Origin of the sequence: Rhizobium sp. FY34 (assembly GCF_005222845.1) — a bacterium.
GTDB lineage: Bacteria > Pseudomonadota > Alphaproteobacteria > Rhizobiales > Rhizobiaceae > Neorhizobium.
This window is the reverse complement of the sequence record NZ_STFZ01000014.1, coordinates 463,732-488,492: the sequence shown is the minus strand read 5'-3', so window position 1 is coordinate 488,492 and position 24,761 is coordinate 463,732. Positions and strand designations below refer to the sequence as shown.

Genomic DNA, 24,761 nt, shown 5'->3' with positions numbered 1-24,761 from the left:
GCAAACTCGAAAGCCAGCCATGGCGGATCATGTCTATCGGACGCAGAGAATGGGCCAATGGGTTCTGATCAATGAGGACGCGTATTAGTCCTTTCTCCAGCCGATAGGCACGTTCGTCCGGTCGAATTTTCTGGATGCCAAAGGCAATCTCAGCGATCACAACGGAGGAAAGGGCGATTTCGGCGTCGTGACGCACCAGCCAGGTGCTGCCTGCGGGCGCTGGAGCAGTTTTCAGCGTCTCCGATATTACATTCGTATCGATGAATATCAAAGATCTGGTCCTGAATACGGCACTCGTCCTGCGCGAATAATCTCCTCAAGGTCAATATCAGAGCTGCAGGCTTCCTTCAGACGTGCATAAAAATCTGCGACCGGCTCACGTCCAGCCTCGCGGACTTCATAGGATTCCAAAGCCCGCTCGACAATTTCGGCAATCGAGCGATTTTCACGCCGGGCCAGCCGATGAGCAATGTCACGCGCCTTGGCACTGCGAACAGAAAGCTGAGGTTCGGCCATCGGATGATCTCCTATTGGCCTAGACTATAGTCAGAACGTCACCTGCCATCAAGATGGCAGGTGACGGCAGGGTAGCAGGTTAGGCGACAGCGGCTCTGGCTTTGGCAGGGGATGCGGCATCGGCTCTCGCCCGTTCAGCCTCGGCCATCATCAGTGGCGCCACACCCTTGATATCGTCGTCACGCAGCACTTCCGACAGGTAATAGGCGGGTGAGCCATCGCGATAATTGCCGTCAAAGCCACCCAGGCCCGCCACGCAGCAGATCTGCTTGAGGACCGGACGCTTATCCGCATTGGGAAGCAGCGCATGGCGGATGAGACTCTGAAGTGCCGTCGAACCCACCTCGGCCTCGGCCCCGGTGATCCCGAGCCTTGCCGCCTTCTGGAAAGCATAGGCAAACATCGCCGTTGCCGAGCTTTCTGCGTAATTGCCATCCAGATCGGGCTGGTCGAGAACCTGCAGCCAGCGTCCATCGGCGGTGCGCAGGGCCGCAAGCCTTGTTAGCAGGGCTGAGAGACGTGCGCTAAGATCATCACGCTCGGTGCTTGCCGGCAGCACTTCGACAAGATCGACCATGGCCATGGCAAGCCAGCCGATCGAACGTCCCCAATGGGCAGGCGAGAGGCCGGTCTGCTGATCGGCCCAGGCCTGAAGCCGCTCTTCGTCATAGCCATGCCGGTAAAGGCCGGCGCCCGCATCATAGGTCAGGTCGAGCGCGGTCAGCATTTCCACCAAGGCTTCTGTAGCAAGATCGGGCTGGCCGCCAAGAGCAGCATACTCAGCCTTGAAGGGCAGCGCCATGTAAAGCCCGTCCAGCCAGACCTGATGCGGATAGCGCAGCTTATGCCAATGCGGCCCCACCGAAATGCGCGGATGGGTGCGAAACTGGCTGGCCAGCAGGTCGGCAGCCTTGCGATAGCGGACCTCGCCCGTCCTCTCGGCCAGATAGACCAGCGCGCGGCCCGCCAGCACATTGTCGATATTATATTCGGTTACAGCATAACCGGCGAGCTTGCCGCTATCGCTCACCTGGCCATCGACAAGCCGCTTCAAGTGCTGATACCAGCGCCCGTCGCCCGTCGCCTCATGAAGAGCGATCAGCCCGCGATAGAGACAGCCATCCTCGTAGCACCAGCTGCCGCCCTTGTAGTAAACATAGTCACGGGCATAGGCGTCGAAATAATCGGTCAAGCTGATGGTCATACGGCGATACTCTTGAGGGGCGAGACAATGTGAATACCGGCAGGGCTGGCGAAAAATGCGTTTTCAGCAATGATTCCGCCATGCCGCAGCGGCTCGAACTGGCAGGCCATATCCGGCACGTCCGGCTTGGCCAGCGGATCATAGGTCACGTGATAGTTTTCGATGGTAATGTCGCGGATCGGGGCTTCCGGCAGGCCATAAAAGGCCGCAGCCGCAATGGCGACATTGTCGGCCACGACATTGCGGATGGTGATGCCGGCAATCTGCGGCGTGGCATCCGTCACCGGTAGAGCCTCGCGGGACTGGACGTAATCGGACCTTCCGTCCGCGTCGCAAAAGTAGAAGCTGTTGATGACGAGCGGCATGGCCACGCGGTCCATCCGGCAATCTTCCAGCGTGATGTTTTCCACCTCTCCGCCGCGCCCGCGCCGCGTTTTAACGCGCAGGCCCCGATCGGTTTCAGACAGCATGCAGCGCCGCACGGCAATGTCGCGCACGCTGCCGCTCATCTCGCTGCCGATGACAAGCCCGCCATGGCCGCGTTCCATGCGGCAGTTTTCGATGGTGATGCGCTCGCAAGCCTCATCGAGGCCACCTTTCGGATCGCGCTTGCCGGCCTTGATGGCGATGCAATCATCGCCGACGGAAAAGAACAGGCCGGTCAATTGCACATCCCGGCAGCATTCCGGGTTCAGCCCATCGGTATTGGGCGACAAGGGATCGTTGAGAATCGTGAGGCCGGCGGCCAGAAGGTCGCGGCAGAACACCGGATGCACGGTCCAGGCCGGTGAATTGCGTACGGTAAAGCCGGTGAGCGTGATGTTGTGACCATGCGACAGAAACAGTGTGCGCGGACGACGAGCACCATCACGCGTTTCCTTCGGCCATGTCCACCAGTCACCGCGATCGCCGCCGCCATCGATCGTGCCGGCACCGGTGATCGTCAGGTTTTGGCAATCGAGCGCCGAGATCAAGCTAGCATAGCAGGGCTCGCACACACCTTCCCAGGTGCCAAGCACCCGGCCATCCTCATGACGGGCAGCAAGTATAGGATAATGCTGCCGGTCCGGGTGCCCGGACAGAACGGCACCCTCTTCCAGAAGCAGCGTCATATCGCTCTTCAAAAATAGCGGGCCAGTCTGGAATAGACCGGCGGGAACTTTCAGCGTGGCACCGGGGGCAAGCGCATCGATCGCCTTCTGGATGAAGGGCGCATTGTTGTCACTTCCGCAGTCAGCGCCAAAATCAGTGATATCGAAAAGCGCGGTTTCAACCGGCAAGTTAAAGGATAGGACTGCGCCATCCGCCTCGAGATCATAGGCCTCGCCCGGCAGAAGGTCATGCAGGGTAAAAACCACCGTCTGCGTCATGCCGTCTCTGACCATCGTTCCGTCGCGCCGCAGAAGGCGCCAGGGCTGCGGCGTCTCAAACGCATAGAGGTGATCGACAGCATTGAGGCTGAAAGTCGCCGTCCGCGACGATGCGGCCAGCAGCAAAAGGGTCGGCATAGGCATTGTCCTGTTGGTCAGTCGGTTGCGGCCCCTCGCCACGCGGAACGAGGGGCCGCAGCGGGCATCAGAACTTCTTCAGAACGTCGTTGACGCCTTCGATGATCTGCTCGGCAGCTTCTTTCGAATCCAACTGCTCGTAGGAATATTCCTCAAGCGTATCGAGGAAGACGGCGCGCACTTCTGGATGCTCGTTGAGCGGCGAGACAGTCGGGCCCTTGGCTTTCATGATGATGTCATGCGCTGCAACGATCTGTGGCTCGATCTTACCGGCATCCGTCAGCATCTTGGCGGCGATCTTGCTGGCCGGCAGGCCGCGCGAGGTGCCAAGGGCCGTGATGCCTTCCGGCTCGTTCAGCAGGCAATTGACGATCTGGGCTGCAGCCTTCGGGTTCTTGGAGCGCTTGGAGATCGAAAACACCATGGAGGGCTTGCGATAGACACCTTCTGTCTTGGCAACGGCATTCTTCAGCATGCCAACCGGTTGCAGCACCTGGCCCTTCAGCGGATCGGCATATTTGGAGAAGGTCGAATCCCACTCATAAGAACCGGAAATCCGGCCATCGGCCCATTTCGGGCTTTCAAACAGGTTGAGATTGCCTTCTGCCGCATTGTTCTTCTGCGAAACAACCACGCCTTCAGACACAAGCTTGCCGTAGAAATCGATGGCAGCGGCCAGCTCTTCCTGCGTCCAGGCAACCTTCTTTGCTGCAGGATCAACCAGATCCTTGCCGGTCTTCTGCGTTGCATAGAGCGAGATCAGCAGGACGGCCGTTTCCTTGACCGCATTCATCGGATAGGCGTCCGGGCCAACCTTCGTCTTCAGCTGCTTTGCCGCGGCAAACAGCTCGTCCCAGGTTTTCGGCACGGGAACGCCTGCCTTGTCGAGCGCCGTCTTGTTAAACATGAAGACGCGGCCGGTGGTGGAAACGGACAGGCCGTTCAGCTTGCCGTTCATCGAACCGGCATCCAGTTCCTCCGGGGCCCACTGGCTAAGGTCGATCACGTCCTTGTACTGGTTGAGGTCGGCAAAGCCATCGCCCTTGATCGAGAACAGTGGCAGCCAGGGCCAGTTGATCTGCATGATGTCGGCTTCGGTGCCGCCGGCAATCTGCGTCGTCACCTTTTCCAGATGGCCATCCCAGCCGGTAAATTCGGCTGCAATCGTGTGGCCATACTTGTCGCCACAGGCTTTCAAAGCCACCTGGGTTGCCTTGTGGCGGCTGTCGCCACCCCACCAGGACATGCGCAGATCGGCAGAGTGGGCAAGCGGTGCGAGACTGGTGGCGGCAAATGCCGTGGCCAGAAGAAGTTTGGTCAGTTTCATGTCGTTCCTCCCCGAACGTTGGTTACTGGATATCAGCCAGGGAAACATTTTCCCCGGATTGGCGGTCGAACAGATGCGCCGATTGCGGCTGCGGCGCGAGACGGATCAGGTCGCCATTGATCTTGCTGCGGTCGTAATTGCTGGCCGATACGACGGCGATGATCTGCTGGCCCTCGATGCGGATGTAGAGATAGACTTCGTGGCCCATGAACTCGACATGCGAGACACGGCCCTCGAGCGCGTTCTCAGCGTCCGGACCCACAACGGCGAAATGCTGCGGGCGCACGCCCAGCGTCACGCCCTTCGGCGTTTTCGGGCTGAGACGGGCCATGATGTCCGGCGATAGATCATAGGTCTGCGTGCCGATCACCAGCCGGTTGCCGGACAGTTCCGCATCGATGAGGTTCATTTCCGGGCTGCCGATAAAGCCGGCAACGAAGGCATTGGCCGGGCGATTGTAGAGCGTTACCGGATCGGCCACCTGCATGATGCGGCCTTCCTTCATCACGCAGATGCGGTCGCCCATGGTCATGGCTTCCGTCTGGTCATGCGTGACATAGACGACGGTGGACTGTAGCCCGTCGGCTTTGAGCTGTTTGTGCAGATCGGTGATGCGCACGCGCATGGACGCACGCAGCTTGGCATCGAGGTTTGACAGCGGCTCGTCAAACAGGAAGACCTGCGGCTTTTTGATGAGGGCGCGACCGACAGCGACGCGCTGCGCCTGGCCGCCGGAAAGCTGCTTGGGCAGGCGTTCCAAATAGTCACCAATCTCCAGGATATTGGAGACGTCGCGGGTCGCCTGCTCGATTTCTTCTGCCGGACGCCGCTTCAGGCGCAGGCCGAAGGACAGGTTCTTGCGCACCTTCATATGCGGATAAAGCGCATAGTTCTGGAACACCATGGCAATGCCGCGCTCGCCGGGTGCCTTGTCATTGACGAGGTCATCGCCGATGCGGATCTCGCCGCCGGTGATACGTTCGAGGCCGGCAATCATGCGCAGCGTCGTGGATTTGGCGCAGCCGGAAGGGCCGACCAGAACCATGAACTCGCCATCTGCGACTTCCAGGTTGATCCCGTGCACGGCTTTGAAGCCGCCATAGTCTTTTTCGAGGTTTCTAAGCTGCAAGCGAGCCATGGTCTTATCCTTTCACGCCACCGGCGGAGATGCCTTCGATGAAGTATTTCTGGGCCACAAAGAACACGATGAGCGCCGGCATGATGGTCAGCACGGACATCGCGAGAATGCGGTTCCATTCGAAGGCTTCGGTGGTGTCGATCGACAGTTTGAGGGCCAGCGACACGGGGAACTTGTCGACGGACGAGAGATAGATGAGCGGTCCGAGGAAGTCGTTCATGGTCCACATGAACTGGAAGAGGCAGACCGAGATGAGCGCCGGCGTCAGAAGCGGCACGACGATGAACAGCAGAACCTGCCAGGTATTGGCGCCATCGACGCGGGCGGCCTCTTCCATGTCGCGCGGAATGGCGCGCAGGAACTGCACCAGCATGAAGACGAAGAAGGCATCTCCGGCAAAGGCAGACGGCACCCAGAGCGGCAAGAACGTATCCAGCCAGCCGAGATCGCGAAACAGCAGATACTGGGGAATGCGGGTGACGACATTCGGCAGGAGCAGCGTGGCGATCAGCGAGGCAAACAGGATCTTCTTGCCGGGAAAATCAAAGCGCGCAAAACCATAGGCAACCGCCGTGCAGGAGATGACCGTGCCGATCATTTTCGGCACGACAATCAGGAACGTGTTCCAGAAGAACCGCCCGAACGTATAGGGCGTCGATGTCTGCCAGCCCTGGACGTAGCCGGCCACAGTGGCTTCGTCGGGGATGAAGCCGGCACCGGCAAAGATCTCGGAATTCGGCTTGAACGACGCCCCGACCAGCCAGATCAGCGGATAGAGCATGAAGAGGCCGACGACGGTCAGCACGCCATATCGAAGGGTTGCACCGATGATCTGGCGACGGCGCTGGGCCTTCAGGACACGATCGGCTTCCTGGTCGAGTGCGAGGTTCTGGGTAAGGATATGGTCAGCCATGGGATTAGCTCCTCTTGTCGCCGGCGTAGTAGACCCAATGGCGCGAGGACCAGAAGGCGATGAGGGTAAGCACCATGATGATCACGAACAGCACCCAGGCAATGGCCGAGGCATAGCCCATGTCAAAGCGCTTGAAGGCTTCCTCATAGATATAGAGCGGCAGGAGATAGGTGGATTTCAGCGGACCGCCCTGGGTGATGATGTAGGGACCGTTGAATTCCTGGAAGGCCTGGACCATCTGCATGATCAGGTTGAAGAAGATGACCGGGGTAATCAGCGGCATGGTGATATGCCAGAAGGTGGCGAACTTGCCGGCACCATCGATCGAGGCGGCCTCATAGAGCGACTTGTCGATGCTCTGGAGCGCTGCCAGGAAAATCACCATGGCCGAACCGAACTGCCACAGACGCAGAAGCGTGATGGTGAACAGCGCATTCGTCGGATCGCCGAACCAGTTGACCGGCTCGATGCCGAGCGTGGCAAGCCCCATATTGACGATGCCGACATCGGCAAACAGGTAGCGCCACATGACCGCGATGGCGATGGAGCCACCGAGGATGGAAGGAACATAAAAGGCGGTGCGGAAGAAATTGATGAACTTCAGCTTGTAGTTCAGGATCACAGCAATGAAGAGCGCAAAGGCAAGCTTCAGCGGCACCGTCGTAAACACATAGACGAGCGTGACCCACAGGGACTTGCGGAAGGTGCGGTCGCCGGTGAACAGCTTCCAGTAATTGTCGAGACCGGTAAACACCGGCGCGCTCATCAAATTATAGTCGGTAAAGCTCAGGTAGAAAGACGCCGCAAATGGCAGCGCGGTAAACACCAGGAGCCCGATGATGTAAGGGGACAGATAAAACAGTCCCAGGATACGGCTATCTCCGCTCATGCGGCAACTCCGCAGGCAAGGCGCTTCGATGACAGCGGGCGCACAGCACCGGTGGCAGCGCCAGTTGGGCTTGCCATCGTCCTGATGTCATACAGATTTGCGATGGTGGCGGCTGTGCCAGCTTGGGCGACATCAGCCGCTGACTTCACCGCACAGTTGCGCGCCTCGTTCCATGACGGATCGAAGAGGGGCATACTATGGTATTCCGAATTCTGCATCTTGATTTCGAGGCATAGTTGGACGGGCGGCGCAAAAGCGCTCTATTCCGTCACCACGGCCCCGCTCCTCCCTTTGAACAGGCGATGGATCTGGTCAACTCCATCGATGGCGGCTACTATCATCTTGAGGCAGCAAGAAGAGAATAGAGGCTTCCGGACAAAAAGATGGATAAAAACGAACAAGGACCTCTGGCCGCCATTCCCGTGCAGGCCTTGAGCCTGGCACTCACTCGCTCGACCATCAAGATGCAGCACTCGCAGAGCTGGAGCATCGACAAACGCAACAGCGTGCACGATCTTGTCATATGTCTTACAGGAACTGCGCAATATGAAATCGCTGGCGAGACGATCGATATCGAGCCCGGCTGCGCCATGCTGATCGAGGCCAATACCCGCTTTGTCGGGCGCACGACCTCGCAGGAGCTTTACACCGGCGTTGCCCAGCATTTCACGCTCGACGTCTTCGGGCGTATGGACATGATGTCGCAAATGGATATGCGCCGGGCCGTGAAGCTGCCGCGATGGGACATGCTGCAGCCGCTTGTGCGGCACTACCGCGAAAGCGTGCCAATGTCGTCCACAACACTGGCGCAGCACCATCTGTTCATGGTGCTGCTGATCGATTTCATTGAGGCGGCCTTTCTCGGCTGGCGCCAGCAGCAGGAAGCCTCGGTCGACAATCCTGACGCGCTGTCGCTGGCGGTGATGGTGGCGGCAAGCCGCATCGCCGCCGATCCGCTGGACGATGACATCGTCGCCAAGGTTCTCTCCTCCATCCCCTATAATCTCGATTATTTCCGCCGTGTCTTTCGCCGGCAGGTCGGCCTCACGCCGACAAAATACCAGGAATTCAAGCGGATGGAGCGGGCCATGGGCCTGCTCGCCGGCGGGCGTTCCGTCAAACAGACGGCGGCCTTCATCGGCTATAGCGACAGCTATTATTTCTCCCGCATGTTCAAGCACTACATTGGCGTCAGCCCGGCGGGCTACAAGGCCGCCGAACGGCGCCACCGCGACGGTCAGTTTCCGCGCGGCGAAGAGGATGGACAGGTGGTCTATCCGCTCCTGTCGCGCCGGCTGGAAAGTCGTCCAGAGACCCATTGAGACGGAAAGACCTGTGCGGTTCGCTTCACCTGGTCTGGCGCAAGCGCGCAAAGCCTTTATGTTGAGCGGCATGAACCCTCAACGCGCATCCCGGTCAATGACCGATCCCGCCTTTCTGCTTCCGGCCTGGGCCACCCGTCGGGTGGCGGTCGAAAGTGAAGCGGATGCCGTATTTCTCTGCGGCGCAGCGCTTCTGGCGCTTGACCGCATCGTGCGCGCCGAACCCATCTGGGCCGGCGCCTGGAGACAGCGGCTGGCGTTGAAATCCGCGCTGATTGCCGTGCGGCTGGTTGGCCGGCGCGAGGCGGAAACGGAGCTGCGCGATGCCTGGGTGCTACGCAAGCCGGGTGATGATGCAGGCCCCGCCGGCGATATCTATGGCGTATGGAAAAAGTCCGCAGCCCGCCCGATGTTTCTGGAAACCGAGACGCTGAAGAACGTGGCTCTGCTGCTCGGGCTTTCCTGGCGCGAAGAACTGGACGAGCTGCCTTTGTGGTGCGATGCGGCAAGGCGCAAGGGCATAGCGCCATCGCTTGCACTCGCCACCATCCTGCAGCGCATCATCACGCTTGGCCCGCAATACGAGCTTCTGGCCTGGTGGGTGGCCGATCAGCTGTTGCGCGACATGATGCAATGGCCGGCAACTGTTCCACTGTTGATGGCCGAGCGCAACGCAGTCTATTTTCGCGCCGAAAAAAGCCAGAAACGCTTGAGCCCCGATGCGGATACCTTCCCGCGGGCCGTGGCGCTAGCGCTTGCCGATGCCGCAACTGGTGCCTTGCGACTGGCTGCCGAAATCGACCGGCGCGCGAGCGATCTGTCTGCCGTTGTGCCGAAACTGCGCGCCAAGGGCGCCGGCGATGTCATCGATCTGCTTTTATCGGACGATGCCGTGTCCGGATCGCTTGCCACAAGCCGCCTGTCACGCTTTGCCTCCCGCCGGCTGTTTGAACGCCTGCTTTCCTTCGGCGTCATTCGCGAGCTTTCGGGCCGGCCGAACTTTCGCATCTTCGGGCTCTGAGCATGGCAAGAAGCCCCAAGCAGCCCCCGGTTATCGATCGCAATTTGGACGCTTTGCCGGCTTCGGCACGTTGGCGCGAATGGATGAACCGGGTCGAGGCCGTAGTATTTGCCGCGCGCGAACCGGTCAGCCGGGACATTCTCTCCTCGGTCATCGGGCATGATTGCAATCTGGATCTGATCATCAGCGACATCCAGGCGGAACTGGCTACAAAGCCCTTCGAACTGGCGCTGGTCGGCGGCGGCTACCAGTTCCGCACCAAGCCGGCCTATGCCGATGTGATCAAGGCCTCCGGCGCGCCGGTCGATCTGCCGCCCGGCCTTAGCCAGCACGAAGCGATGGTGTTGATGGTGATCGGTTATTTCCAGCCGGTCACCCGCAGCGAAATCTCACGCATCTTTGGTAGGGAAGTGAGCCGCGACACGATCGGCAGCATCAAGCGCGGCGGCTTCATCAGCTTTGGGCCGCGCAGCCCGTCGCCCGGCGCACCCTATACCTATATCACGACATCCGCCTTTCTGACCGCCTTCGGCTTTGCCACGCTGCGCGACCTGCCGGATCTCGAAATGCTGGAGGATGCCGGCCTTCTCAGCCGCCACCACATCCAGAAAGATGTGCTCAGCAGCCTGCTTGGCGACGAAGACGTCGAGACGGAATAGTATTGACACACAAGGGGCAAGCGCGGGCCACAAGATCGGTTGCGATCCGCCCTCTGCGGGTCTATGCCATTGGCAATGCTCGATTTGCTTTGAGTGTTCCCGCACATTTGCCCTGACATGGAGAGGCCCGTGACGCGCCCCGCCCCCGCCGACATCAATCCGACCGCCGCAGACGAAATAGCCATCCGCCAGCAGTTGACGCTGGTGGCGCTGGGCAAGGAGCCGGCGGATGTGGCGCTTCGCGTCGGGCGGCTGCTGGATGTATCGACACGCACCTGGGCCGATGATCAGGAGATCATCATCAAGGGCCGGCGCATTGCCTATGTCGGCCCGGCAGGCTCCTATCCGGGCGAAGTGGCAATGCGCGTGCATGAGCCGGATCTTGCCGCCGTGCCGGGACTTGGCGAGGTTCACAAGCATATCGAAAGCTCGCATCTGACGCCGGAATGGGAGGCCGCGCTGGTTCTGCCGCGCGGCAATACCTGGACCTGCGAGGCAAGCCATGAATTTTCCAACGTCAATGGCGCAAAGACGCTGGAATTCTGGCTGAAGGCGCGCGAGGCGGGCTCGCCTCTCAAGATCTTCCCCCTGCCCGGCTCCGCCGTGCCGCCCACCGGCTATGAGCATGGCGGCGGCTATCTGGGCTATGACGAACAGAGGGCGTTTCTGAAGGAAAGCCTGATGGTGGCCGGCCTGGATGAGGTGATGGACTGGCCGGCGGTGTGGAACCGCGACAACCCATCCTATGACCGGCTCTGGGGCATGATCCGCGCCACATTCGAACAGCGCGGCGTCGTGGAAGGCCATGCCGCCGGCATTCGCGACCTGCCGACCATCAATGCCTTTGCCAGCGCCGGTTTGGCCTCGGACCACGAGGCCTGGACGCTGGAAGAATTCTGGGACAAGCTAACCCATGGCCTCTTCATGGAGCTTCGTCCCCACAGCCTTCCCGAGGTGATCAAGGGGCTCATCGAAAAAGGGCTTGCCGACTGGTCGCAGATCGCCTTCACCACCGATGATCGAAGCGCCTCCGACACGCTGAAACTCGGCGCCACCGATTACAATGTCCGGCTTGCCATCCAGTCCGGTCTCGCGCCGGAAATCGCCATCCAATGCGCCACCATCAACCCGGCCCGCCATATGCGGCTCACCCCTTATGTCGGCTCGATTGCGCCGGGTCGCTACGCCGACATGGTTCTGCTTTCCGATGTTCAGGCATTCGAGATTGCCAAGGTCTGGGCGGATGGGCGACAGGTCTCGGAAGGCACGCGCTATCTTCCCGAGGTGCCGAAGATCGACTGGCCGGACTGGGCAACCAAGACGATCAACATTGGCCGGCCGCTGACGGATGCCGATTTCGCCATCTTCGCCGAGCCCGGACGGGAAACCATGCAGGCAGCGGTCTTGCGGCCTTTCCACTGGGCCGATGATATGCTGACCTTCGAACTTCCCGTCGAAGGCGGGCTGGTGCAGCGTGACGAAGCGCGCAATATCACCAAGTTTTCCGTCATCGACCGGTTTTCCGGCAAGGGTGCGGTCTCGAAAATGTTCTGGCTCGGCTGCGGCCCGCGCACGCCAGATACAGCACTTGCCTGCTCCATGGCGCATGACAAGCACAATATCTGGTGCGTCGGCTCATCCGATGAGGCAATGGCGCTGGCCGTCAATGCCATTGCGGAGAACGATGGCGGTTGGGCGCTGGTGCGCGAGGGGAAACTTGTGGCAACCGTGCGCTATGAAGTGGCCGGTCTGATGACCTGCCGGGCGCCGGAAATCCTGCATGAGGAAATGCAGGCGCTCTACGCCGAAGGTGACAAGATCGACTGGATGTATGAGCCGACCTTCAGCCCGCGCTGGTTTCCGGGATTTCCCGAGCGGCTTGCCTTTGCAACGCTGACCTGCGCGCCCTGGCGCTGGGTTCTGGTGGCCCCCAGCGACTACGCGCCCCAAGGGCTGGTCAATGTCCAGACCGGGGCAGTGCAGAAGATTGTGTTCTGACAGGTCTCGATTGGAAAGTTCCGGCAGGTTATCCACTGCCGGATGGCTTTTTTGCACGTCAGGTCGAAAGGGCCGCCAGAATACGGATCCATGAGCGGATGCCGTGACGGAAGCTCGACAGGTCGTATTTCTCGTTCGGGCTGTGGACCCGGTTGTCGAAGCGGGCAAAGCCGACGAGAAGCGTATCGGCCCCCAATTTCTCCTTGAAGGCGCCGACGATCGGAATGGAACCGCCGGTCCCAGCCAGTGCAGTTTCACGGCCCCATTCCGCTGTCAGTGCTCCGCTTGTCGCCCGCAGAAATTCGCTGTCCAGCGGCATGGTGATGGCAGGCGCCAGACCATAGGTCTTGAAGGTGACGCTGCAATCGGCCGGCACCCTTGCCAGCACATGCGCCCGAAATGCGTCGCGGATCTTTTCCGGGTCCTGGCCGGCCACGAGGCGGAAGGAAATCTTGGCAGACGCCTTGGCGGGAATAACGGTCTTGAACCCCTCCCCGGTATAGCCGCCCATCATGCCGTTGATCTCGCAGCTGGGCCGTGCCCAGACCTGTTCAAGGATGGAGCGGCCCTCCTCCCCTGCCGGGATCGACAGGCCGACATCGCTCAGGAACGCCTGCTCGTCAAACGGCAGCCGCTGCCAGAGCGCCCTTACCTCATCGGAAAGCTCCGTCACGCCCTCATAGAAGCCGTCGACAGCGACGCTGCCGTCAGGCCTGCGCAGGCTTGCCACCACATCGCCCAGCACCTGCAGTGCATTGCGCGCGGCATTGCCGAACATTCCCGAATGCAGGTCGCGGTCGGCGCAGGTGATTTCGATTTCCTGGCTGACAAGGCCGCGCAGCATGGTGGTGATCGCCGGCGTCTCGCGGTCCCACATGTCGGTATCGCAGACGAAGACCACATCGCTTTTCAACTCATCTGCAGCCTCTTCCATAAAGGGCGCAAGGCTTGGGCTCCCGGCCTCCTCTTCCCCTTCAAAGAGAATGCTGATGCCGACCGGAAGCCCGCCGGTGACCACCTTGAAGGCGCGGCAGGCTTCGACAAAGGTCATCATCTGCCCCTTGTCGTCGGAGGCACCGCGCGCAACGATGGCCGTATCGCCATTGGCGAGCGGCTTCATCACCGGCTCGAAGGGATCGGTCTCCCACAGTGCCAGCGGATCGACCGGCTGCACATCGTAGTGGCCGTAAAAGAGGATATTGGCGCCCTCGCCTTTTCGCGCATGGCCAACCACCATTGGATGGCCCGTCGTGTCGCGTACCGAAGCGTCAAAGCCGATATTGGCGAGATCCTGTGCCAGCCATTCTGCCGCACGCCGGCAATCGGCAGCATAGGCCCGATCAGTGGAAACGCTCGGAATGCGGATCAACGCAAACAGGCGGTCAAGCGCCTGCGGCAGCGCGGCATCTACCTGCGCCAGAACTGCGTCGAGTTCGGTGGGGGAGAGCGACATGGGAGTTCCTCATGCGTCGGAGGGCAGGATGCAGCATTGTTCCGGCACGGGAACCAGGCTGGCTGCCGTTCCCGGCTCCAGCGGTTCGGTCAGCGGGCCATTGCCAAGATAGGTGCCCGACTGCGCCATGCACTGATACTGGTAGGCGCGGCCGAGATAGGTGCGAATGCCGAGCGTCACAGGAATGCCATCCTCGCTGCGCGTCACGGCAAGTCCATCCGGGCGGGCAGCCAGCACGAAACGGTCAGGAATGGCGCCAAACACATCCTGCGACAGGAAAACCGAGGCACCTGCCGGGGTCGTTGCCTTCACGGATGCGCCATTGCGCTCCGTCACCGTCATGTCGATCAGGTTCTCGAAGCCGACGAAGCGGGCAACGAAACTGTTGGCCGGGCGCTGGTAGAGCACTTCCGGCCGATCCAGCTGCATGATGCGGCCGGCATTCATGATGGCCACGCGATCGGAAATCGAAAAGGCCTCTTCCTGGTCATGCGTGACATAGAGCGAGGTCGTGCCATTGGCGCGCTGCAGGCGACGGATTTCGACGCGCATATCGACGCGCAACTTGGCATCGAGATTGGACAGCGGCTCATCGAACATCAGGAGCGGTGGTTCGATGACCAGTGCGCGGGCAAGCGCCACGCGCTGTTTCTGCCCACCGGACAGGGCCGCCGGCATACGCTCGGCAAAGGCAGAAAGCCCGACACGCTCCAGCATCGTGTCGGCCTTGGCCTTGCGCTCCACGCTGCCGAGCCCGCGCTGCTTCAGGCCGAATGCGACATTGTCGCGCACCGAGAGATGCGGAAACAGGGCATAGTTCTGGAAGACCAGGCCGATATCGCGCTGGTGCGCCGGCATGCGGGTGAGGTCACGATCGCCCAGCCGGATTGAGCCGGATGTCGGCTCGAGAAAGCCTGCCACGAGGCGCAGCGTCGTGGTCTTGCCACAGCCGGAGGCGCCCAGCAGCGAGACCAGTTCTCCAGCAGCAATAGCAAGGGAAAGGTCCTGCAGAACCTGCGTGGACCCATAATGGGCGGTAACATTGTCAAGGGTCAGCGATACGGTCACGGATGTTTCACTTTGTCAGGAAGGTGAGGCCAAGGGTGGCTTCGACGATGGCCATTACGCCCACCGTCAGCAGCATCAGAAGCACCGATACCGACGCAATCGTCGGATCGAAGAACTGTTCCATATGCGCCAGAATCTGGATCGGCAGGGTTGAGACGCCAGGACCGGTGAGGAAGAGCGAGATGGAGACATCATTCACCGATGTGATGAAGGCGAGGATGAAGGCAGCGATCACGCCGGCGCTGATATTGGGCAGAACCACGGTGAGAAAGGCCTTGAGCGGCGGGCAGCCGAGGCTGATGGCTGCCTCTTCCACCGAGAAATCGAAGGAGGCAAGGCTCGCCCCGACAACACGCACCGCATAGGGCAGGACAAGCAGCGTATGGCCCATCAGAAGCGTCGTATAGACCGGAAGATCGAGCCCTATGGTGATCGATTTCATCAGCGAGAAGCCGAGCACGATTTCCGGCACGAGAATGGGCAGCACGAAGACATTGGAGAGAAAGGACGGCAGGCGCACGCGAAACCGGTTGAGCGCATAGGCGGCTGGAATGCCGATGAGAAGCGCCAGGAACGTACCGAAAAAGGCGATCTGCAGGCTGGTAATGGCCGTGGTGCGGAAGGCCGTGATCTCGAAAATGTTGGAATACCACTGCAGCGTAAAGCCCTGCGGCGGAAAGGTGAGATAGCTCGTATCGCTAACCGATGCGCCCAGAATGATGAAAAGGGGCGCAATCAGGATCGCGAAAATCAGCGAGGCGATCATCAGGAGGGCGGGGTGAAGTGTGGTGCGCATGGGATCAAGCCGCCATCGGGTTCATGCGGCGAGCAAGCCGCGTCATCAGGACAACGATGGTAATGGTCACGACCACCATGATTGCGGCAACCGTCGAGGCGCCGGTCCAGTCAAAGGTCACCATGGCGCGCTGGTAGAGGAAGGTACCCATCATCATCTGGCTTTCGCCGCCCAGCAATTGCGGTGTGGCATAGGAGGTAAAGCTGCCGGTAAAGACGAGCACGGCACCGACGATGAGGCCCGGCATGGCGAGCGGCAGGATGACCTGGCGGAACACGGCAAAGGGAGGTGCGCCGAGCGAACTGGCCGCCTCCGTTACGTCCTTGGGAATGCCTTCCAGCACGCCGGCAAGCGTCAGGATCATCAGCGGCACAAAGAGATAGACCATGGCCGCAATCACCGCACCCTTGGTATAGAGCATGGTGAGCGGCTCGGATATGGCGCCCAGCGATAGAAGCAGGTTGTTCAGGATACCGTTCTTGCCAAGCAGGATCAGCCAGGCAAAGGAGCGCACCACGACACCGGTCAGCAGCGGAAACACCGCTGCAATGATCATGATGCTTTTCCAGCGGGCCGGCATCTGCGCCACGACATAGGCTGCGATAAAGCCCAGGATGACCGATAGAATGGTGGTGATCAGCGAGACCTCGATCGTGCGGTAAAGCACGGTGCGGCGAAAGCCACTGTTGAAAAACGCCGCGTAAGGAGCAAGCCATCCCTTCGGATCGGCAAAGGTTTCCACCAGCGTCGCGCCGACCGGCAAAATGAGAAAGGCAAGCACGAGAAGGCTTGCGGGACCGACCAGAATCCAGGGGGTTAAACGTTTCATCATATCATGCCCAAGAGGCCGAACCGGTGCTCGTCAGCAGCCGAATGGGGCCGGAATTTCGCTGTCGCGTGAATGGTAATGCAGACCAGAACCGTGGTCAGCCAGGGACAGAATGCCGCATAGGGGCGGATCATTCAAGAGCATCGGCCCGGATTGACGCCGGGCCGATGCGGATCTTACCGTCGAATGTTACTCAGCGGCTGAAGATCTCGTTCCAGCGATCGATCCAATCGGTCTTGGCGTCGTTGAGCTTCACATAGTCGAGACGGTTGAGCTTGGCTATCATGTCGGGGCCATAGGTCCAGACCTTGGCCTGATCCGGCGTCAGCTGAACCTTGGTGGAAACCGGGGCATCGACGCCCTGCTCGGCATTGATCTGCTGCACATCCTTCGACAGGATGAAGTTGATGAACTGGTGGGCCAGCTCAACATTTTCCGAGCCCTTCGGGATGTTGACGGTATTCAGCGTGGCGATATCGCCATCCGACAGGCTCGCCCAGGTCATGGTCGGCACGGCAGCCTTCATCGAGGCCAGCGTGAAATCCTGCGCAACGGCAACCTTGGCTTCGCCGGTGGAGATGAGGTTCACCATTTCAGAACCGGTATTGTAGTTCTTGGCAACATTCACCTTCAGCGCTTCGACGGATTTGAAGGCCTTGTCGGCATCGGCAAATGCATCGGCGCCGGCCTGCTTGCCAGCCTGCAGCACGACCATCGGGCCAGCCGTGGTGGTGATGCCCGGCAGCGTGACGGCACTCTTCAGGTCTGCGCGCCACAGATCCTTCCAGGCGGTGATCGGCGGATTGACCTTGGCGGAATCGTAGACGATGCCGACGCGGCCGATCGTATAGGCCGGGCCATAGCCGCCCTGCGGATCCTTGGCGAGATCATAGACATCGGCCAGATTGGGCAGTTTTGCAGCATCCACCTTCTGGAACATGCCGCCGGCAATGCCGGCCTGCGAGAAGCTGTCGCTCAGATAGATGACATCGACGCCCTTGCCATCGCGCAGCTTCAGCTTGTTCAGGCGGTCGGCATTGTTGCCGGTTTCGAACACGATTTCGCAGCCGCAGATTTTCTTGAAGGGCTCGACGATATTGGCGTTCAGCTTATCGCCGTTGAAGCCCCACCATGAAATCGTCAGGGTCTTGGCCTGCGCGGCCGAGGATGCCGCAGCTGCCATGGCAACGGCAATCGCCACGGCCGAGACGCGCAGGCGTGGTGTTTTCGTCATATCATCATTCCTTCTTCGGGGATGGTTTGGGGAACGGACAAGCGCCACCCCTTCAGAAAGCCCATACTAGACAGCAGGCCTGCGATTTCAAGCACAAGAATAGAGCATGCACAAAATTCACGCATCTATTCGTTTTACTCATGCCTTGGGTCGAAACCCGATTGCCGCATTGACCCTGTCGCGCCAGGCACGGTCACTGACCAGTTCGGGCGCAAACAGACCCGGTATCGCAAAGAAGGAGGCCGAGGGATCGGCTGCCTGCATGCCGGCTGCGGCTGCAAGCACCGCATCACGGCGTGGATCGTCGCAGGTGCCGCGTTTCTTCACCGCTGCGATCCAGATGCCGACAGCATAGGCGGATGCCGCCCCCGATTGGCCCCGCGCAAGTGCATCGACAGCGGGGGCGAGCAGACGCTGCGGCAGCTTTTGCGTCGTATCAAGCGAGATCTGGATGTTGCGGTGGTCGATGGTCGGGTTGGCAAACCGTGCCAGAAGGTCATCGATATAGGCCGGCAGGTCGATGCCCGGCACCGGATCAAGCGTCGTCACCACCTCTTCCATATGCGCGCGGGCCTTTGCCGCAAGTTCCGGCACCGCCATCACCTCGCGGATGTAATCGAGGTCTGCCAGAATGCCGAGATGCGCCAGAAGCGTATGCGCGCCGTTCAAAAGCCGCAGCTTCATCTTCTCATAGGGCTCGACATTTTCGGCAAAGATCGCACCGCCGGCTTCCCAGCGGGGACGGCCGGACACGAAGTGATCCTCGATCACCCATTGCAGGAAGGGTTCCGTATCGAGCGCCAGTGCATCATGGCATCCAAGCAGCGTTTCGGCGCGCGTACGTGTCGCATCGGTGGCGGCGGGCACGATACGGTCCACCATCGAGCAGGGAAAGGCGCCTTCTGCCGCGATCCAGACGGCAAGCGACGGGTCACGGATGGCAGCCATTTCCAGAACGAGGCGGCGCACGACCTTGCCATTCGACGGAAGATTGTCGCAGCAGAGCACGGCAAAGGGCTGGATGCCGGCGGCCCGGCGCAGGGCAAGGCCTTCAATCAGAAAGCCGAGCACGCCTATTGGCGCCTGCGGCGCTGTAAGATCTGCCGCAACGGAAGGGTGGTTGCGGTCCAACCCACCCGTTGCCGGATCAAGCCCATAGGCCTTTTCCGAGACGGTGAGCGTGACAATGCGGATCGCCGGATCGGCAAGAGCTGCGAGCACGCGGGCCCTGTCATTGGCGGCGCATATCCAGTCGATGGTTGCGCCGATCACCTCCGACCGGTCACCCTCCTCGCTGCGGGTCGTGATCGAATAGAGCCCGTCCTGCGCGGCAAGCGCTTCGACCGGTTCAGGCGAACGCAGGTTGACGGCGACAATGCCCCAGGGGCCAAATTCCGCCTCCAGCGCGCGCTGGGTAAACACAGCCTGATGCGCCCGGTGAAAGGCACCAAGCCCGATATGCACGATGCCGGGCTTCAGCTCTCGCCGGTCATAGGAAGGTTGGCGAACCCCGGCTGACAGTTCGGTTCCGCTCGACAGTCGCTTCATGCTCATGCTCCCAATCCGTAACGGGCATGCGTCAGCGCCCGCTCGATGCCGCGAAGCTCGGCCAGGCCCTTCAGCCGCCCGATGGCCGGGTAACCGGGCTGCGCGCCGCGCGCCAGATCATCGAGAATTTCCTGGCCATGGTCTGGCCGCATGGGGATCTGGTGATCCGCGCGCCCCTCTTTCAGCCGCCGCGCCTCTTCCGAGACAAGTGCGGCAATCACGGCCACCATGTCTGTTGCCCCTTCCAGATGCTCGTCCTCGAAGAAGGAGCAGGGAACGGTATCGGTGTCGCGCGTCACATTGCGCAGGTGAACAAAGTGGATGCGCTCTGCAAAGCGGGTGGCAATGAAGGGTAGGTCATTGTCGGCACGCGCACCCAGCGAGCCGGTGCAGAGCGTCACGCCATTTTCCCGGATATCGACCTGATCCAGCATATGGGCATAGTCCGCCTCGGTCGACAGGATACGCGGCAGGCCAAGCAGCGGCCAGGGTGGATCATCGCCATGGGCGCAGATATTGATGCCGACGTCTTGCGCAACCGGCGTGACTTCGGCGAGAAAATCGATGAGGTTCTGCTGAAGTCGCTCACGGTTGATACCCTGGTAGGAGCGCAGCTTTTCCAGCAATTGCTCCAGCGAATAGCCATCCGCAGACCCCGGCAAGCCGGCGCCGATATTGCGGCCGAGCGCGGTGATCTTGCCATCCGCCATGGCCGCAAAGCGCCTCTCGGCATCCTTTTTGAGCCAGTCCGGATAATCATGCCCTGCGTCTGGACGCTTCAGGATATGGATGTCGAAGGCTGCGAAATCCACAAGATCGAACCGCATCGCCTTGGCGCCATGGCGGGCATCTGCGCGCAGGTCCGTACGCGTCCAGTCCAGTACCGGCATGAAATTATAGCAGACGGTGCGGATGCCAGAGGCCGAAAGACGCCGCAGCGTTTCCTGCCAATTGGCGATATGGCGCTTCCAGTCGCCGGTCTGCGTCTTGATATCTTCCGACACGGGCACGCTTTCCACCACGTCCCAGACGAGGCCGCCGGCACGGATTTGCGCATGTCGCTTGTCTATTTCGTCCACCGGCCAGACCTCGCCGGTGGCGATATGGTGCAGTGCCGACACGATGCCTTGCGCGCCCGCCTGCGCCGCATCGCGCACGCTTACCTTGTCGATCGGGCCGAACCAGCGCCACGTATGTCTCATCTCTCGTCCTTCAGGCTTTGTCTGTCTGTTGAAATGCAATCTGCACCTTGCAGGCAATGGATCGGTCTCCCGCCTGCTCGAAGGCTTCCACCACCGCATCAAGCGGGAAACTGTGCGAAATGATCGGTCGCACATCAATCTTTCGGGCAGAGATCAGCGCCACCGCCGGGGCGAATTCCTCATGGAAGCGCTGCGAACCGCGCCAGACGATTTCCTTGCCCACCAGCGCATTGAGCGGAATGGTCACGTCGCCGGTTACGCCCACTTGCACCAGCGTACCGCGCGGTTTGATGGCGGCAAAGGCTGCGCGCAGGGCCGGCCCTGCCGCCGAGCAATCGAACACGACATCGAAATGGCCCTTGTTTTCCTGGAAGGGTGAAAGCCCGTCCGGATTGCTCGCAACATTGATCATCTGGGTCGCGCCCATCGCTGGCGCCCGCGACAGAGCGGCATCCGCGAGATCCGTGACGACAATCTGGCCGGCGCCGGCATGGCGGGCAGCCGCCACTGTCAAAAGACCGATCGGGCCAGCACCGGTAATAAGCACCGCCTTGCCCGCAAGATCGCCAGCCTGGGCAACCGCATGCAGGCAGACCGCCAGCGGTTCAGCGCAGGCCGCCTCGCCCGCTGTCACACCCGGCCCCACCGGATGGCACTGGATGGCGGGCACCACCAGCTTTTCGCGGAACATGCCGTTTTCATGCGGCAGGCGCATGGCCGATCCCATGAAGCGCATGTCGAGGCAATGGATCGGCTGGCCGATCCGGCAATACTGGCACTGGCCGCAAGGCTGCGACGGATTGACCGCCACCAATTGCCCGAGCACAAGCCCTGACACACCTTCACCCAGAGCCTCAACAAAGCCCGAAGCCTCATGACCGGCCACGATCGGTTCGCGAACGCGCACCGGGCCGAAGCCGCCATCCTGATAATAATGCAGGTCGGAGCCGCAGATGCCGCCTGCCGCCATGGCAAGCCGCACCTCGCCGGGGCGCAGGTCCGGTATATCCAGCATTTCCAGTCTCAGATCACGCTCGGCGTGCAGGCGGGCAACACGGGTCTGCATCACGCGGATATCCCTTTTCATCTTTCGGTTAGCGGATGAGGCCCAGTTGCGTTGGAAGCCAGAGCGTGATGGCCGGGATGAAGGTGATGAGGCCAAGCGCGATGAAGAGCGGGATCGTCCAGGGCAGGATGGCCAGTGTCGTTTTCTCCACCGACAGTTTGGAGATACGCGACAGGACGAAGAGCACCATGCCGACCGGCGGCGTCAGAAGGCCGATCATCAGGTTGAGCGTGATGATCAGGCCAAGATGCACCGGATCAATGCCATAGCGCGCGGCAACCGGCATCAGGATCGGCACCAGGATGCTGATCGCCGCAATCGTATCGAGAAAAGCGCCGACGATCAGCAGCAGAATGTTGACGATGATCAGGAAGGTCCACCAGTTGTCGGTCAGGCCAAACATGAAATCGGAAAACAGCTGGGCGGCCTGGCTGACCGTCAGGAGCCAGGCAAAGATCGAGGCGGCGGTGACGATGAACAGCACCGATGCCGTGGTTTCGATCGTATCGAAGGAGGCCTTGGCGAGCGTGCGCATCGTCATTGTACGATAGCGTACAAGACCAAGGAACAGCGACCAGAGAACGGCTGCCACCGCAGCCTCGGTCGGCGTGAACCAGCCCATGGTCATGCCACCGATCAGAAGCACCGGCGTCATCAGCGCCATGACGGCGGAGAAATCGAAATACCAGTCGAGCGCCACCAGAACCGCAAGGCCGATCAGCACCGCGATATTCACCGACAACCCGGCCAGGATCAGAAGGTAAATGGCAACCGGGAAGGCCAGAACGATGATGACTTCCAGCGACGCGGCGAGCATCTTGCTCAGTTCAAAGGGCGTATCGGAGCCCCAACCCTTGCGTCTGGCAATGATATAGACCGTTGCCATCAGCAGTCCGGTCATCACGACGCCTGGAATAATACCGGCCATGAACAGCGCGCCGATCGAGGCATTGGCCATCATGCCGTAGATCACGAAGGGCAGCGATGGCGGGAAGATCGGGCCGAGCGTGGCTGAGGCGGCGGTGACGCCGACGGCGGCCTCCACCGGATAACCGTGATCCTTCATCGCCTTGATTTCGATGGTGCCGATGCCGGCCGCATCGGCAAGTGCGGTGCCGGACATGCCGGAAAAGATGACCGAGCCGATGATATTGACCTGCGCCAGCCCGCCCTTCATCCAGCCAACGAGCGACAGCGCGAATTTGTAGATGCGACCGGTCACGCCGGCAATGTTCATCAGGTTGCCGGCCAGGATGAAGAAGGGCACAGCAATCAGCGGAAAGCTTTCGACACCGGCAATCATGCGCTGTGCGGCAATGATATCAGGTGCCACGCCATAGATGATCAGGTAGGCAAGCGACGCGACAGCCATGGAAACCGCAACCGGCGTACCGATGGCCAGCAGCACAAGAAATGCACCAATTAGAAGCAGCATGGCTTAAATTCCTCCGGCATGAAGTTCGTCCTGCGCCAGTTCGCGCACGGTCTTTGGACCTTTCAGGTCCTTCACAAGGTTCTGGACGGAGCGCGCGAACATCAGCGCGAAAGCAGCAAACACCGTGTAGAAAACGATACCGCGCGGCAGGTCGACAGTGACCATGCGCTCTTCGCCGACAATCTCCAGATAGCGCCACATCAGCCAGGCAATATAGGCGAAGAAGACGATGCCGATCATATCGACCAGCAGTTCCAGCGGCCGCACGGCGCGCCTGGGCAGGAAGCGATAGAGAAGATCGACCTGAATGTGGCGCATGGTGCGCACGCACATGACCGAGCCGAGGAAAACGACGACAACGAGACAGTTGGCGGCGATTTCTTCCGTCCAGGCGAAACTGTCGTTCAGCACATAGCGGGTGAAAAACTGCAGGAAAACAGACAGTCCCATGCCCCAGAAGACAATCAGCGTCAGCCAGTCTTCGATGGCATAAGGGGAAAGATCGACCGGCGCTGCATCTTCCTCGAAGGCATGCGCCATCTCGTCCACGCTGATCGGCGCGTGCGTGTGCTCCGTCATTGAACGGCTCCATGGATAAGGGCTTGGCAAAGGATGCCCCGGCGCAAGCTGCACCGGGGCTGGCGTCATCACTTGATGGCGCGGATGGCTTCCCAATCGGCCTTGTCGTAGCCGAAGTCCTCAAACTTCGCCTTGGCGACGACGTTCTTCTCGAAATCGGCTTTGTCGACCTCGGTCACCGAAATGCCCTTCTTCTTGAACTCATAGACAAGCGCCTTTTCGCGGCCCTCAATGGTCTTGGTCGTGCGGGCAGCGGCCTCGAGCATCACATCGGTGAAGATCTTCTTGTCCTCGTCCGAAAGGCTGGCCCAGCGGGTCTTGGAGACGACCGTGTTCAGGTGATCGACAATATGGCCGGTCAGCACGATATGCTTTTGAACCTCGTAGAACTTCTTGGCCTCGATAGTGGTCAGCGGGTTTTCCTGGGCTTCCACGGTGCCGTTCTGCAAGGCGAGATAGACTTCGGCAAAGGCAATCGGCGTGGTGTTGGCACCGCAGGCGCGCGGCATGGCCAGATAGGCAGGAACATCCGGCACGCGCATCTTCAGGCCGGCCATATCGGCGCATTTGCCGATGGGGCGGTTGGATGTGGTGTGGCGCGTCCCATAATAGCTGACGGCAACAATGTGGTTGCCGGTCTTTTCCTCGTAGCCGGCCGCAAGCTTCTTGAACACATCGCTCTTGGTATAGGCCAGAAGATGGCTCGGATCGCGGAAGATATAGGGATAATAGGTGACGCCGATCGGCTTGTGATCGCGTGCGGCAAAGCTGGAGCCGGAAATGATGATATCAACAGTGCCTAGCTTGAGGCCCTGGTTGATATCGGCTTCCTTGCCAAGCTGCGATGCCGGAAACACGTCTATCTTGTAGCGGCCATTGGTCCGCTTGGCGATCTCCTGCGCCGCCCAGACGGAATCTGTGTGGAAGGGCTCGGATGTCTCGTAGACATGGGCCCATTTCAAGGCGGTTTCGGCATGGGCCGCAACCGTTGAGACGACGATGACCGCCGCTGCTCCGAGAAGCGTTTTCAGTGTCAGTTTCATTCATTCCTCCCAG

General features: G+C 60.5%; 23 protein-coding genes. 4 read left to right on the top strand and 19 right to left on the bottom strand.

Features of this window, described 5'->3' with window-relative positions; genetic code table 11:
- From E8M77_RS13170 to E8M77_RS13135, 8 genes are all read right to left on the bottom strand, one after another.
- The coding region (locus E8M77_RS13170; protein WP_137131073.1) for a PIN domain-containing protein at positions 1 to 271 on the bottom strand (271 nt) is incomplete at its 3' end.
- On the bottom strand, positions 268 to 516 hold the full coding sequence (locus E8M77_RS13165) for a plasmid stabilization protein (RefSeq protein ID WP_137131072.1): 249 nt from the start codon (positions 514 to 516) through the stop codon (positions 268 to 270). The genes E8M77_RS13165 and E8M77_RS13170, both read right to left, overlap by 4 nt.
- Positions 517 to 595: 79 nt before the next feature.
- On the bottom strand, positions 596 to 1,714 hold the full coding sequence (locus E8M77_RS13160; protein ID WP_170975860.1) for a glycoside hydrolase family 88 protein: 1,119 nt from the start codon (positions 1,712 to 1,714) through the stop codon (positions 596 to 598).
- A gap of 2 nt (positions 1,715 to 1,716) precedes the next feature.
- Positions 1,717 to 3,228, bottom strand: a complete 1,512-nt coding sequence (locus E8M77_RS13155; RefSeq protein ID WP_246659243.1) for a glycoside hydrolase family 28 protein — start codon at positions 3,226 to 3,228, stop codon at positions 1,717 to 1,719.
- Positions 3,229 to 3,295: 67 nt separating this feature from the next.
- On the bottom strand, positions 3,296 to 4,555 hold the full coding sequence (locus E8M77_RS13150) for an ABC transporter substrate-binding protein (protein WP_137131069.1): 1,260 nt from the start codon (positions 4,553 to 4,555) through the stop codon (positions 3,296 to 3,298).
- A 22-nt stretch (positions 4,556 to 4,577) separates the two neighbouring features.
- The gene (locus E8M77_RS13145) at positions 4,578 to 5,693 is read right to left on the bottom strand and encodes an ABC transporter ATP-binding protein (RefSeq protein WP_137131068.1); all 1,116 of its coding nucleotides are present in this window, start codon (positions 5,691 to 5,693) and stop codon (positions 4,578 to 4,580) included.
- Positions 5,694 to 5,697: 4 nt separating this feature from the next.
- Positions 5,698 to 6,606, bottom strand: a complete 909-nt coding sequence (locus E8M77_RS13140) for a carbohydrate ABC transporter permease (protein WP_137131067.1) — start codon at positions 6,604 to 6,606, stop codon at positions 5,698 to 5,700.
- A gap of 4 nt (positions 6,607 to 6,610) precedes the next feature.
- Positions 6,611 to 7,495, bottom strand: a complete 885-nt coding sequence (locus E8M77_RS13135; RefSeq protein ID WP_137131066.1) for a sugar ABC transporter permease — start codon at positions 7,493 to 7,495, stop codon at positions 6,611 to 6,613.
- 383 nt (positions 7,496 to 7,878) lie between these two features.
- On the opposite strand from E8M77_RS13135, the gene E8M77_RS13130 reads away from it, so the two are divergent.
- The 4 genes from E8M77_RS13130 (at position 7,879) to E8M77_RS13115 (ending at position 12,495) form a co-directional block, all read left to right on the top strand.
- The gene (locus E8M77_RS13130; RefSeq protein ID WP_137131065.1) at positions 7,879 to 8,817 is read left to right on the top strand and encodes an AraC family transcriptional regulator; all 939 of its coding nucleotides are present in this window, start codon (positions 7,879 to 7,881) and stop codon (positions 8,815 to 8,817) included.
- 97 nt (positions 8,818 to 8,914) lie between these two features.
- Positions 8,915 to 9,838, top strand: coding sequence for a DUF1403 family protein (locus E8M77_RS13125; protein WP_246659242.1), 924 nt, complete (start codon positions 8,915 to 8,917; stop codon positions 9,836 to 9,838).
- 2 nt (positions 9,839 to 9,840) lie between these two features.
- Complete coding sequence (locus tag E8M77_RS13120; protein WP_137131064.1) at positions 9,841 to 10,497, top strand: SMC-Scp complex subunit ScpB; 657 nt, start codon at positions 9,841 to 9,843, stop codon at positions 10,495 to 10,497.
- A gap of 129 nt (positions 10,498 to 10,626) precedes the next feature.
- Positions 10,627 to 12,495 (top strand): adenine deaminase C-terminal domain-containing protein, encoded by a 1,869-nt coding sequence (locus E8M77_RS13115; RefSeq protein WP_246659241.1) that lies wholly within the window; start codon positions 10,627 to 10,629, stop codon positions 12,493 to 12,495.
- Between the two features lie 58 nt (positions 12,496 to 12,553).
- Here the strand turns inward: E8M77_RS13115 and E8M77_RS13110 are convergent, their stop codons facing one another.
- The 11 genes from E8M77_RS13110 to E8M77_RS13060 form a co-directional block, all read right to left on the bottom strand.
- Positions 12,554 to 13,948 carry a dipeptidase gene (locus E8M77_RS13110; protein ID WP_137131062.1) on the bottom strand — a complete coding sequence of 465 codons (1,395 nt, stop codon included), beginning with the start codon at positions 13,946 to 13,948 and terminating at the stop codon, positions 12,554 to 12,556.
- 9 nt (positions 13,949 to 13,957) lie between these two features.
- Positions 13,958 to 15,016, bottom strand: a complete 1,059-nt coding sequence (locus E8M77_RS13105) for an ABC transporter ATP-binding protein (RefSeq protein ID WP_137131061.1) — start codon at positions 15,014 to 15,016, stop codon at positions 13,958 to 13,960.
- A 7-nt stretch (positions 15,017 to 15,023) separates the two neighbouring features.
- A complete protein-coding gene (locus E8M77_RS13100; protein WP_137131060.1) occupies positions 15,024 to 15,812 on the bottom strand; it encodes an ABC transporter permease in 789 nt (262 codons plus the stop codon).
- Positions 15,813 to 15,816: 4 nt separating this feature from the next.
- Positions 15,817 to 16,641 (bottom strand): ABC transporter permease, encoded by an 825-nt coding sequence (locus E8M77_RS13095; RefSeq protein ID WP_137131059.1) that lies wholly within the window; start codon positions 16,639 to 16,641, stop codon positions 15,817 to 15,819.
- A 193-nt stretch (positions 16,642 to 16,834) separates the two neighbouring features.
- A complete protein-coding gene (locus tag E8M77_RS13090) occupies positions 16,835 to 17,875 on the bottom strand; it encodes an extracellular solute-binding protein (protein WP_137131058.1) in 1,041 nt (346 codons plus the stop codon).
- Between the two features lie 138 nt (positions 17,876 to 18,013).
- Complete coding sequence (locus tag E8M77_RS13085) at positions 18,014 to 19,429, bottom strand: mannitol dehydrogenase family protein (RefSeq protein WP_246659240.1); 1,416 nt, start codon at positions 19,427 to 19,429, stop codon at positions 18,014 to 18,016.
- On the bottom strand, positions 19,426 to 20,625 hold the full coding sequence (gene uxuA, locus E8M77_RS13080) for a mannonate dehydratase (protein ID WP_137131057.1): 1,200 nt from the start codon (positions 20,623 to 20,625) through the stop codon (positions 19,426 to 19,428). Before uxuA ends, E8M77_RS13085 begins: the two co-directional genes overlap by 4 nt.
- Before the next feature lie 10 nt (positions 20,626 to 20,635).
- A complete protein-coding gene (locus E8M77_RS13075; RefSeq protein ID WP_137131113.1) occupies positions 20,636 to 21,691 on the bottom strand; it encodes an L-idonate 5-dehydrogenase in 1,056 nt (351 codons plus the stop codon).
- A gap of 28 nt (positions 21,692 to 21,719) precedes the next feature.
- Positions 21,720 to 23,126, bottom strand: a complete 1,407-nt coding sequence (locus E8M77_RS13070; protein ID WP_137131056.1) for a TRAP transporter large permease — start codon at positions 23,124 to 23,126, stop codon at positions 21,720 to 21,722.
- Positions 23,127 to 23,129: 3 nt separating this feature from the next.
- A complete protein-coding gene (locus E8M77_RS13065; RefSeq protein WP_137131055.1) occupies positions 23,130 to 23,705 on the bottom strand; it encodes a TRAP transporter small permease in 576 nt (191 codons plus the stop codon).
- Positions 23,706 to 23,773: 68 nt separating this feature from the next.
- Complete coding sequence (locus tag E8M77_RS13060) at positions 23,774 to 24,748, bottom strand: sialic acid TRAP transporter substrate-binding protein SiaP (RefSeq protein ID WP_137131054.1); 975 nt, start codon at positions 24,746 to 24,748, stop codon at positions 23,774 to 23,776.
- Between the last annotated feature and the right edge of the window lie 13 nt (positions 24,749 to 24,761).

Coding starts and splice junctions, on each gene's coding strand:
- uxuA (WP_137131057.1), bottom strand. CDS start 20,625: ATGAGACATACGTGGCGCTGGTTCGGCCCGATCGACAAGGTAAGCGTG.
- E8M77_RS13070 (WP_137131056.1), bottom strand. CDS start 23,126: ATGCTGCTTCTAATTGGTGCATTTCTTGTGCTGCTGGCCATCGGTACG.
- E8M77_RS13085 (WP_246659240.1), bottom strand. CDS start 19,429: ATGAGCATGAAGCGACTGTCGAGCGGAACCGAACTGTCAGCCGGGGTT.
- E8M77_RS13140 (WP_137131067.1), bottom strand. CDS start 6,606: ATGGCTGACCATATCCTTACCCAGAACCTCGCACTCGACCAGGAAGCC.
- E8M77_RS13095 (WP_137131059.1), bottom strand. CDS start 16,641: ATGAAACGTTTAACCCCCTGGATTCTGGTCGGTCCCGCAAGCCTTCTC.
- E8M77_RS13065 (WP_137131055.1), bottom strand. CDS start 23,705: ATGACGGAGCACACGCACGCGCCGATCAGCGTGGACGAGATGGCGCAT.
- E8M77_RS13090 (WP_137131058.1), bottom strand. CDS start 17,875: ATGACGAAAACACCACGCCTGCGCGTCTCGGCCGTGGCGATTGCCGTT.
- E8M77_RS13125 (WP_246659242.1), top strand. CDS start 8,915: ATGACCGATCCCGCCTTTCTGCTTCCGGCCTGGGCCACCCGTCGGGTG.
- E8M77_RS13060 (WP_137131054.1), bottom strand. CDS start 24,748: ATGAAACTGACACTGAAAACGCTTCTCGGAGCAGCGGCGGTCATCGTC.
- E8M77_RS13165 (WP_137131072.1), bottom strand. CDS start 516: ATGGCCGAACCTCAGCTTTCTGTTCGCAGTGCCAAGGCGCGTGACATT.
- E8M77_RS13150 (WP_137131069.1), bottom strand. CDS start 4,555: ATGAAACTGACCAAACTTCTTCTGGCCACGGCATTTGCCGCCACCAGT.
- E8M77_RS13100 (WP_137131060.1), bottom strand. CDS start 15,812: ATGCGCACCACACTTCACCCCGCCCTCCTGATGATCGCCTCGCTGATT.
- E8M77_RS13120 (WP_137131064.1), top strand. CDS start 9,841: ATGGCAAGAAGCCCCAAGCAGCCCCCGGTTATCGATCGCAATTTGGAC.
- E8M77_RS13145 (WP_137131068.1), bottom strand. CDS start 5,693: ATGGCTCGCTTGCAGCTTAGAAACCTCGAAAAAGACTATGGCGGCTTC.
- E8M77_RS13155 (WP_246659243.1), bottom strand. CDS start 3,228: ATGCCGACCCTTTTGCTGCTGGCCGCATCGTCGCGGACGGCGACTTTC.
- E8M77_RS13110 (WP_137131062.1), bottom strand. CDS start 13,948: ATGTCGCTCTCCCCCACCGAACTCGACGCAGTTCTGGCGCAGGTAGAT.
- E8M77_RS13135 (WP_137131066.1), bottom strand. CDS start 7,495: ATGAGCGGAGATAGCCGTATCCTGGGACTGTTTTATCTGTCCCCTTAC.
- E8M77_RS13130 (WP_137131065.1), top strand. CDS start 7,879: ATGGATAAAAACGAACAAGGACCTCTGGCCGCCATTCCCGTGCAGGCC.
- E8M77_RS13075 (WP_137131113.1), bottom strand. CDS start 21,691: ATGCAGACCCGTGTTGCCCGCCTGCACGCCGAGCGTGATCTGAGACTG.